This is a genomic window from Erwinia sp. PME.40.26/001, from assembly GCF_055556675.1.
In genome coordinates this window covers 1-247 of record NZ_JBVHNP010000355.1, presented here as the reverse complement: position 1 = coordinate 247, position 247 = coordinate 1, and the positions used below count along the sequence as shown (strand labels likewise).

Genomic DNA, 247 nt, shown 5'->3' with positions numbered 1-247 from the left:
CCTGAAATGCGATCACTCTGGATTCTGGATGAACCATTTACTGCATTGGATAAACGTGCAGTCACCGATTTAATTGATGTTATGAATAACCATCTAAAAAATGGTGGCATGTTGATCTACACCACACATCAAGAGATTGAACTAATCGCGCAACATTCGCTTGTACTCAATATAGATAGTGCGTCTGTATGCTAAAAACCTTGCGGGTCGTAATTTGGCGAGATTTATTATTAATATTTCGATGTCG

General features: G+C 38.5%; 1 pseudogene. It reads left to right on the top strand.

Annotated features, from left to right (window positions below):
• Nucleotides 1–195: pseudogene (locus ACZ3HG_RS24520) on the top strand (cytochrome c biogenesis heme-transporting ATPase CcmA); the annotation flags it as partial.
• Between the last annotated feature and the right edge of the window lie 52 nt (nt 196–247).